Here is a 756-nt window from a genome sequence, read left to right on the forward strand (position 1 = left end):
TAACCTGCTTGATGTAGTCCTTGAACGAGGGCCGCAGCGCCTCGCCAAACGCTACTGCTTTGCCAGCGATCACATGCATCAGCGGACCACCCTGAATACCGGGGAAGATTGCCGAGTTTACCTTTTTCGCGATCGCTTCGTCGTTGGTCAGGATCATGCCGCCGCGGGGGCCGCGCAGCGTCTTGTGCGTGGTGGTTGTCGCGACGTGCGCGTGCGGGAAGGGCGACGGGTGCTCACTCGCTGCAATCAGGCCCGCAATATGCGCCATATCCACGTGCAGATACGCACCGACCATATCGGCGATCTCGCGCATGCGGGCAAAATCGATAATACGTGGAATGGCCGAACCGCCTGCGATGATCAGCTTGGGCTGGTGTTCTTTCGCAAGCGCCTCGACCTGATCATAATCCAGCATGTTGTCTTCCTTGCGGACGCCGTACTGCACCGCGTTGAACCACTTGCCCGACTGGTTGGGGCGCGCGCCGTGGGTCAGGTGACCGCCGGCATCCAGGCTCATGCCCAAGATGGTGTCGCCGGGTTGGATCAGCGCCTGGAACACGCCCTGGTTCGCTTGGCTGCCCGAGTTCGGCTGCACGTTGGCAAAGCCGCAACCAAACAGCTGCCTGGCGCGGTCGATGGCCAGGTTTTCAGCGATATCAACGAACTCGCAACCGCCATAGTAGCGACGACCGGGATAACCTTCGGCGTATTTGTTGGTCATCACCGAGCCCTGCGCTTCCATGACAGCGGCAGAGA

1 protein-coding gene is annotated in these 756 nt (G+C 60.7%); it reads right to left on the reverse strand.

Features of this window, described 5'->3' with window-relative positions:
• Positions 1-756, reverse strand: a 756-nt coding sequence (gene glyA, locus G7G_RS0122205) for a serine hydroxymethyltransferase (protein ID WP_010443719.1), incomplete at both ends; no start/stop codon positions are given.

The organism is Ruegeria conchae, assembly GCF_000192475.1.
Lineage (GTDB): Bacteria > Pseudomonadota > Alphaproteobacteria > Rhodobacterales > Rhodobacteraceae > Ruegeria > Ruegeria conchae.